Here is an 8550-nt window from a genome sequence, read left to right as displayed (position 1 = left end):
GTACCTAGGGGCGCGGGGAACTGCGCAATCGTTAGGGCCCGCCCCCACCAGAGCCGGGGGCATGGAGCCGGGGGGAAAAGCCGGGCGCAGCCCGCTTTTCAGGGGCGCGGGGAACTGCGCGACCAGCCCCCACCGGAGCCGCAGACGACAACGCGCCCACCGGCACCGCACGCGCCAGCGGCTACGCGCGCGTGGCGGCCACCCACCGTTCAAGCGTCCGCAACGCCGCGCCGGAGTCGATCGCCTCCGCGGCGCGAGCCATCCCGCCGCGGATCTGCTCCGCGAGCGATCCCGTGCCAGGCGCAAGCGCCACCAGCGCCGCCGCCGAGTTGAGCAGCACGGCGTCCCGCACGGGCCCCCGCTCACCCTCCAGCAGCCGCCGGGCGACATCCGCGTTGTACGACGCGTCAGCCCCCCGCAACGCCTCCACGGGCACCAGCTCGATCCCCACGTCCCGCGGGTCGAACGCCTCCTCGCGCACCTTGCCGTCCCGGACGATCCACACCCGGGACGTCGCCGTGGTGGTCAGTTCGTCGAGCCCGTCGTCGCCGCGGAAGACGAGCGAGGAGTTGCCGCGCTCGGCGAGGACCCCGGCCACGATGGGCGCCATGGGCGCGTGCGCGACCCCGACGGCCTGTGCCTTCACCCGGGCGGGATTGGTCAGCGGACCGAGGAAGTTGAAGGTCGTCCGGATCCCCAGCTGTCCACGCGCCGCAGCGACGTGCCGCAGCGCCGGATGGAACTTGACCGCGAAGCAGAAGGTGATCCCGGCCTCCTCGGCCACCTCTGCCACCCGCCGCGGAGTCAGCTCCAGGTTGACGCCGAGTTTTTCGAGGACGTCCGAGGCCCCGGACGCGGAGGACGCGGCGCGGTTGCCGTGCTTGACGACCTTGGCACCCGTACCCGCGATGACGACGGCCGACATCGTCGAGATGTTGACGGTCTTCGCCCCGTCCCCGCCGGTGCCGACGATGTCGACGGTGTCGCCGGGCACGTCGATCACATTGGCGTGCGCGTACATCGTGCGCACCATGCCGGAGATCTCGTCGACGGTCTCGCCCTTGGCCCGCAGGGCCACCGCGAACCCGGCGATCTGCGCGTCGGTCGCCTCGCCCCGCATGATCAGGTCCATCGCCCAGGCCGTGTCGTCGGCGCTCAGGTCGCGCCCGTCCAGCAGGCCGTTCAGGAGGGCGGGCCAGGAACGGCCCGCCGCGAAGTCGCCTCCAGCGGGGGTCACAGCACTCATCTGCCGCTCCTGGGTTCGTGTTCGTGGATGTGGGTCCACCCTATCCAGCCCCCGGGACGGCAAAGAGCCCCGTCCATGCAATGGACGGGGCTCCTGCCGTGGCGAACAGATAGTGATCAGTGGTGGCCGTGGCCGCTCGTGATCTCCTTGTACTCCTCGGCGGTCGGCTTGGGGATCTGGCCGTCCTCGCCGTAGTAGGAGTTGCTGAGCTTGGCGCGGAGCTTCTGCGGGCCCTTCACCTTGCGCTCGACACCGTTCTCGTCGACCGTCGGGCCGATCTCGGCCGGCTGGTACTGCTCGTGCGCCGTGAGGGTGTGCATGGCCTCCTGGCTGAGCGGCTCGTGCACCTCGACGAACTCACCGTGCGGCAGGCGCTTGATGATGCCCGACTCGCGGCCGTGCAGCACCTTGTCCTTGTCCCGGCGCTGGAGGCCGAGGCAGATCCGCTTGGTGACGATGAACGCGAGCACCGGGGCGACGAAGAACGCCACCCGGACGAACCAGGTGATGGTGTTGATCGACAGGTGGAAGTGGGTGGCCCACAGGTCGTTGCCACCACCGACCAGCAGCACCATGTACAGGGTGATCCAGGCGACACCGAAGCCCGTACGTGTCGGCGCGTTGCGCGGACGGTCCAGGATGTGGTGCTCGCGCTGGTCGCCGGTGACCCACGCCTCGATGAACGGGTACACGGCGATCGCGACCAGGACCAGCGGGAAGATCATCAGCGGGATGAACACGCCCAGGGCGAGCGTGTGACCCCAGAAGTTGATCTCCCAGCCGGGCATGACACGGATCAGGCCCTCGGAGAAGCCCATGTACCAGTCGGGCTGGGCGCCCGTGGACACCTGGTCCGGCCGGTACGGTCCCAGGGCCCAGATCGGGTTGATGGACGCGACCGCGGCCAGCACGGCGATGAAACCGAAGACCAGGAAGAAGAAGCCTCCGGCCTTGGCCATGTAGACCGGCAGCAGCGGCATGCCCACGACGTTGTTGTTCGTCTTGCCGGGGCCCGCGAACTGGGTGTGCTTGTGGTAGAAGACCAGGATCAGGTGGGCGACCACCAGACCCAGCATGATGCCCGGCAGCAGCAGGATGTGGACCGAGTAGAAGCGGGCCACGAAGTCGCCGCCGGGGAACTCCCCGCCGAAGAGGAAGAACGACAGGTACGTGCCGACGACCGGCACGGCCAGGACCGCGCCCTCCATGAAGCGGACACCGGTTCCGGAGAGAAGGTCGTCCGGGAGCGAGTAGCCGGTGAACCCGGTGAACATGCCCAGGACGAACAGCAGGAAGCCGAACAGCCAGTTGACCTCACGCGGCTTGCGGAACGCACCCGTGAAGAAGACGCGCATCATGTGCACGAACATGGCGGCCAGGAAGACGAGCGCCGCCCAGTGGTGGATCTGCCGGATGAGCAGACCGCCGCGGACGTCGAAGCTGATGTCCAGCGTGGAGGCGAACGCCTCCGACATCAGCTGCCCCTGGAGCGGGACGTAGCTTCCGTGGTACTCGATCTCGTTCATCGAGGGGTGGAAGAACAGCGTCAGATACACACCCGTGAGGATGATGATCAGGAAGCTGTAGAGGCAGATCTCGCCCAGCATGAAGGACCAGTGGTCCGGGAAGATCTTGCGCATGTTGGCCTTGGCCAGGGAGTAGATCCCCAGCCGGCCGTCGGCCCAGTCGGCGATCTTCTCGCCGGCCGGCGCCTTCTCTCGCGAACGACCCGGCGCACCGGCGCCCGAGGGGTTCGGGGTGGTCGTAGTGCTCATCCGCGCTCCCAGAATGAAGGACCGACGGGCTCTTCGAAGTCGCCGTGCGCCTCAAGGTAGCCCTCGTCGTTCACACCGATACGCAACTGCGGCAGGGCGTGACCGGCCGGGCCGAAGATCACTCGGGCACCGTCGGCGAGGTCGAAGGTGGACTGGTGGCACGGGCAGAGGACGTGGTGCGTCTGCTGCTCGTACAGGGAGATCGGGCAACCGACGTGGGTGCAGATCTTCGAGTACGCCACGATGCCCTCGTGGGACCACTCAAGCTCCTGCTTGTCCTTGATGTTCTCCGGCTGGAGCCGGACGATCATCAGGGCCGCCTTGGCGATCTCGGTCTGGAACTCGTGGTCCTCCTCCTCCAGGCCCTCGGGCTTGGCGAAGGTGAGCGAACCCACGGCGACGTCGGAGGGACGCAGCGGCTCGTTCGTGTTCATGTTGACGAGCAGCTTGCCCTTGGACCACAGCGTGTGCCGCAGCTTGTCCTCCGGCAGCGGACCGAGGTCGCGCAGCAGGACGATGCCGGACAGCGGGAACAGGGTCAGCGCGCCGAACATCGTGTTGCGGATGAGCTTGCGGCGGCCGAGCGCGGATTCCTTGGCGCCCTGCTTGAAGTCGGCCAGGACCTTGGCCTTGACCTCGGGCTCCGCCGCGATCGGGTGGCGCTCGTCGGCCATCTCCTCGTCGGACATCAGGGTGCGGGCCCAGTGGACCGCGCCCGCGCCGATGCAGAACAGCGCCAGGCCGAGCGTCATGCCCAGGGCGAAGTTCAGACCGCTGATGTGACCGATCGGGAAGATGTAGACGATCCGGTCGGCCGGGATCGTCACGAAGGACGCGATGAAGCCGACCGTGGACAGCATCGAGAGCGTGAACAGCAGGGCGACCGTGCGCTCGGACCGCTTGGCGGCCCGCTCGTCGATGTCCTGGATGCGGTGCTCGTGCGGCGGCAGACCGGGATCCGCGAACGGATGCTTCTCGTCCGGCACGCTCACGTCGCCGTGGGTGTGCTCACCGTCGGCCCGCTCTGCGGGCAGGTTCTCTTCTGGAATGTCTTGGCTACTCATGACTTCTTGGCCTTTGCGGTCCGGGCGGCGACCCACACGGCTACGGCGATCAGACCGCCGAGACCGAAGATCCAGCCGAAGAGGCCTTCACTGACCGGCCCGAGGCCGCCCAGCTCCAGACCACCGGGGCTCTCCGAGTCGTCGCTGTTGACCGCGTCGAGGTACGCGATGATGTCCTTCTTGTTCTTCTCCGTCAGCGTGGTGTCGGGGAAGGACGGCATGTTCTGCGGGCCGGTCTGCATGGCCTCGTAGAGGTGCTTCGGGTCGACATCCTCCAGCGTCGGGGCGAACTTTCCGTTCGTCAACGCGCCGCCCTTGCCGGTGAAGTTGTGGCACTGCGCGCAGTTGGTACGGAACAGCTCCCCGCCCTCGGCGATGTCCGCGCCCTCGGGGTTGTACTGCTCCTCGGTCGGCACGTTCGGACCGGCGCCCAGCGAGGCGACGAACGCCGCGAGCTGGTCGATCTCCGCCTGCGAGTAGATGACCTTCTTCTTCGGAACCTGCGCGCCCGGCTGCTGGGCGGGCATGCGGCCGGTGCCGACCTGGAAGTCCACGGCCGCGGCACCCACGCCGACCAGGCTGGGACCGTCGGTCGAGCCCTCACCGCCGGTGCCGTGGCAGCTGGCGCAGCCGACGGCGTAGAGCTTCTTGCCCTCGTCGATGGCGAGGGACTGGGCGGATGTATCGGCCTGTGCCTTGTCCGCGGGCGCGAACGCGGTGTACAGCCCCCCGGTGGCCGCCAGCGCGAGGAGTAGGACGACGACCGCCGCCAACGGATGGCGTCGTCGTGCGGAGAGCTTTTTCACGGATTACCCCGGTGTCAGGATCTTCAGCGTCGATGCTTCTGGAATGTACGCGGGAACTGGCCCGGCTACTTGATCATGTAGATCGTGGCGAAAAGGCCGATCCAGACGACATCGACGAAGTGCCAGTAGTAGGACACGACGATGGCGGCGGTCGCCTGCTCGTGCGTGAACCTGCGGGCGGCGTAGGTGCGCCCGAGGACCAGCAGGAAGGCGATGAGACCACCCGTCACGTGCAGGCCGTGGAAGCCGGTGGTCAGGTAGAACACCGAGCCGTACGGGTCGGACGAGAGCGAGAGGCCCTCGTGCTTGACCAGCTCGGTGTACTCGTACACCTGGCCGCCGATGAAGATCGCACCCATCACGAAGGTGACGATGAACCACATCCGGAGCTTCTTCACGTCTCCACGTTCGGCCGCGAACACGCCGAGCTGGCAAGTGAGAGAGGAGAGCACCAGGATCGTGGTGTTGGTCGCCGAGAACGGGAAGTTCAGGGCGGACGCCATTTCCTTCCAGTGGTCGGGACCGGTCACCGATCGGAGGGTGAAGTACATCGCGAAGAGGGCCGCGAAGAACATCAGCTCGGAACTCAGCCAGATGATGGTTCCGACGCTGGTGAGGTTCGGCCGATTGACCGACGGGTGCGCGTGCCCGGTATCTACTGTCGTTGCTGTCGCCACGACCGACATTATGTCGGTCGCTTATCCCGCCCTCACCTCGGGGGGTGCCGTTCGGGGTGTCTGTGGGGTGTGTCCAGCCCATATGGCCCATCGAAGCCCTGTCCGAACCGGTGTTGACGACGTGATCGAGGGAGTAGCATCCGCGCATCGGACCCGTCCGACTCTGTCTCTACGACGCTGACGTCCCGGAGGAAGAATGCAGCCGACCGCAACGGTGCTGGTCTACAGCGACGACTCCAACACCCGCGAACAGGTGCGGCTCGCCACGGGGCGCAGGCCCGCGACCGATGTCCCCCAGGTGGAGTTCATCGAGTGCGCCACCCCCGCGGCGGTGATCAAGGAACTGGACCGGGGCGGGATCGACGTGTGCGTGCTGGACGGTGAGGCCGTTCCCGCGGGCGGGATGGGGATCTGCCGGCAGATCAAGGACGAGATCTTCAACTGTCCTCCGGTGCTGTTGCTGATCGGACGGCCGCAGGACGCCTGGCTCGCCACGTGGAGTCGGGCCGAGGCCGCGGTGACCTTGCCGGTCGAGCCTGTGGAGTTTGCGGCTGCCCTGGCGGGGCTGCTCCGCAGCAGGGCCGCCTTGAGCGCGTAGGCGCCGTCCTGGATGGCGTGGTGGGGCGACTGCGGGTCCGCTGTGGCTGGTCGCGCAGTTCCCCGCGCCCCTCTCGGGCCCCAGGGGGCCCTCAGGGGGTTACGCCGGTTCCGGGGTGAGTCTCAGGCGGGACTCGGGGGGTGGGCCCTCCGGGGTGTTGGGGGTCAGGGCGCTGCCCTTGCGCCAGTTCTTCCAGGTGAGGTTCCAGTCCCCGAAGCCGTTGCCGAACGGGTCCATCATGTCCCCGTACGAGTTGACGACCTTGACGATGTCGCCGGCGCGGACCGTCTCGAAGAACCACTCGGCGTTCGCCGTGCTCATGCCGGTGCAGCCGTGGCTGACGTTGGCGGCCCCCTGGGAGCCGGCGGACCAGGGCGCGGCGTGCACGTACTCGCCGCTCCAGGTGACCCTGGTGGCGTAGTAGACGGGCAGGTCGTAGGAGTCCGAGCTGCCCTCGGCGATACCGATGCTGGTGCCGCGCATCCGTACGAAGTACTCCTTGCCCAGCACCACTTTGACGCCGTTGCGGGTGTCGAAGCCGGGCTTGCCGGTGGTGACCGGGATCGTGTTGATCGCCTCACCGTTGCGGTAGACCGTCATCGAGTGCGCCGCGGCGTCCGTCACGGCCTCCAGGCGGTCGCCCGTGGTGAGCGTCAGGGGCTTGGCGACGCCGCCCCAGAGGCGCTCGGCCACCTTGATGCCCGCGAGGTTGCTGTGGGCCCGCACGGTGGCGTGGGCGGGCCAGTACTCCTTGGGGCGGTAGTGCAGTTCCTTGTCGTCCACCCAGTGCCAGGCGCCCTCGACCGCGGGCTGCGACTGCACCTTGAGGGCGCGCTCGACGATCGCGCGCGCCGCCTTGTCCTTGACCGGGGCGCTGAGTTCGGCGGTGACGGGCTGGCCCACGCCGTACGTGCCCTTGTCGGGGCCGAACGTCACGTCGAGCCGCTTCTTGGTCTTCGGGACGCTGGTCTCGAAGGCGACGACCTTGCGGCCGGGCGCGCCGTCGTCGTCCTCGGTGCTCACCCGCACCGTGTAGTGGGCGCCTGCGGCCAGCGGCGAGGTGCTGTGCCACCGGCCTCCGTCGGCGGTCAGTTCGCCCGCCACGTACCGTCCTGCGGCGTCCGTGGCCGTCACGTCGGTGATCCGGCCGCCGGAGTCCTTGGCGGTGATCTCCAGGGGCTTGTCCGGGTCGGCCTTCTTCCCGTCGCTCACGGCGGCGCTGAAGGAGAGGTCCTTGGCCGCGTCGTACGGCTCGGCCGAGAGCGGATGGCCGCCGGAGCCGCAGGCGGTGACGCCCGCGCCTATGGCGACCATCAGCGCCGTGCAGCCGGCGGCGGTGCGGTTCCGCGGGCGCGCCGGGCCGGCTTCGGCGCTCCTGGAGGAAGCTGAGTGGCTCATGTCCCGAGCGTAGGAACCGCGGTCCGTCACGGCTCGCCCATTGAGCCGTGCGAGGGACGGAACGCGTGGCAAAAGGGGGAAGCCCGGACCTCCTGACGGGGTGTCCGGGCTTCCGTGCGCTCAGCGCGTGTTACTGATTCTGGTTCTCTCCGCGGTAGTACTCGAAGACCCAGCCCCACAGGCCGATCATGATGATCGGGGCCGAGAAGAAGAGCAGCCACCAGCCGAAGACGACGCCCAGGAAGGCGAGCGCGCCGCCGATACCGAGCGAGAGCGGCTGCCAGCTGTGCGGGCTGAAGAAACCGACCTCACCGGCGTCGTCCGCGACGTCGGCCTCCTTGTTGTCCTGTGCGCCCGTGTCGACCCGCCGGGCCGTGAACCACAGGTAGTAGCCGATCATGACGCTCAGGCCGAAGCCCAGGAAGAGCGCCGTGGTGCCGGCCGGCTCCTTCGACCACACGCCATAGACGATCGCCATGACGAGGATGAAGACGGCGAGCCAGATGAACATCTTGCCCTGGACCTTCACTTGCCCGCCTCCTTGCCGCCGGCGAGGGCCTTCTCACCGTGACCGGCGTTCTCGAGCTGGTCGAGAGCGGCGATCTCGGGGTGGTGCAGATCGAACGCCGGGGATTCGGAACGGATCCGCGGCAGGGTGAGGAAGTTGTGCCGCGGCGGCGGGCAGGACGTGGCCCACTCCAGCGAGCGGCCGTAACCCCACGGGTCGTCGACCTCGATCTTCTTGCCGTACTTGGCCGTCTTCCAGACGTTGTAGAAGAACGGCAGGATCGACAGACCCAGGACGAACGAGCTGATCGTCGAGATCGTGTTCAGCGCGGTGAAGCCGTCGGCCGCGAGGTAGTCCGCGTACCGACGCGGCATGCCCTCGGCGCCCAGCCAGTGCTGGACGAGGAACGTCCCGTGGAAGCCGATGAACAGCGTCCAGAAGGTGATCTTCCCGAGGCGTTCGTCGAGCATCTTGCCGG

9 protein-coding genes are annotated in these 8550 nt (G+C 68.0%); 1 reads left to right on the top strand and 8 read right to left on the bottom strand.

Annotation, left to right across the window (positions count from 1 at the left end; genetic code table 11):
* Positions 1-181 precede the first annotated feature (181 nt).
* From trpD to ACFVH5_RS42655, 5 genes are all read right to left on the bottom strand, one after another.
* Complete coding sequence (trpD, locus tag ACFVH5_RS42675; RefSeq protein ID WP_385839065.1) at positions 182-1246, bottom strand: anthranilate phosphoribosyltransferase; 1065 nt, start codon at positions 1244-1246, stop codon at positions 182-184.
* Positions 1247-1362: 116 nt separating this feature from the next.
* Positions 1363-3021, bottom strand: coding sequence for a cytochrome bc complex cytochrome b subunit (locus ACFVH5_RS42670; RefSeq protein WP_384816463.1), 1659 nt, complete (start codon positions 3019-3021; stop codon positions 1363-1365).
* Complete coding sequence (locus ACFVH5_RS42665; protein WP_385839064.1) at positions 3018-4085, bottom strand: Rieske 2Fe-2S domain-containing protein; 1068 nt, start codon at positions 4083-4085, stop codon at positions 3018-3020. Before ACFVH5_RS42665 ends, ACFVH5_RS42670 begins: the two co-directional genes overlap by 4 nt.
* A complete protein-coding gene (locus ACFVH5_RS42660) occupies positions 4082-4891 on the bottom strand; it encodes a c-type cytochrome (protein ID WP_107017431.1) in 810 nt (269 codons plus the stop codon). The genes ACFVH5_RS42665 and ACFVH5_RS42660 overlap by 4 nt, the downstream gene beginning before the upstream one ends.
* A gap of 65 nt (positions 4892-4956) precedes the next feature.
* Positions 4957-5577 (bottom strand): heme-copper oxidase subunit III, encoded by a 621-nt coding sequence (locus ACFVH5_RS42655; protein WP_107017430.1) that lies wholly within the window; start codon positions 5575-5577, stop codon positions 4957-4959.
* A gap of 187 nt (positions 5578-5764) precedes the next feature.
* Here ACFVH5_RS42655 and ACFVH5_RS42650 point away from each other — a divergent pair, with 187 nt between their 5' ends.
* Entirely contained in the window at positions 5765-6166 is a 402-nt protein-coding gene (locus ACFVH5_RS42650) for a hypothetical protein (RefSeq protein ID WP_385839063.1), read from the top strand.
* Positions 6167-6265: 99 nt separating this feature from the next.
* On the opposite strand, the gene ACFVH5_RS42645 is transcribed toward ACFVH5_RS42650, so the two are convergent.
* From ACFVH5_RS42645 to ACFVH5_RS42635, 3 genes are all read right to left on the bottom strand, one after another.
* Complete coding sequence (locus ACFVH5_RS42645) at positions 6266-7564, bottom strand: Ig-like domain-containing protein (protein ID WP_385839062.1); 1299 nt, start codon at positions 7562-7564, stop codon at positions 6266-6268.
* A gap of 130 nt (positions 7565-7694) precedes the next feature.
* On the bottom strand, positions 7695-8093 hold the full coding sequence (locus ACFVH5_RS42640; RefSeq protein ID WP_328496823.1) for a cytochrome c oxidase subunit 4: 399 nt from the start codon (positions 8091-8093) through the stop codon (positions 7695-7697).
* On the bottom strand, positions 8090-8550 hold a 461-nt coding region (locus ACFVH5_RS42635; protein WP_385839060.1), incomplete at its 5' end, for a cbb3-type cytochrome c oxidase subunit I. The genes ACFVH5_RS42635 and ACFVH5_RS42640, both read right to left, overlap by 4 nt.

Origin of the sequence: Streptomyces sp. NPDC127119 (assembly GCF_042677425.1) — a bacterium.
GTDB lineage: Bacteria > Actinomycetota > Actinomycetes > Streptomycetales > Streptomycetaceae > Streptomyces.
The sequence above is the reverse complement of the archived record's forward strand: the minus strand, read 5'-3'. Positions and strand labels throughout refer to the sequence as shown.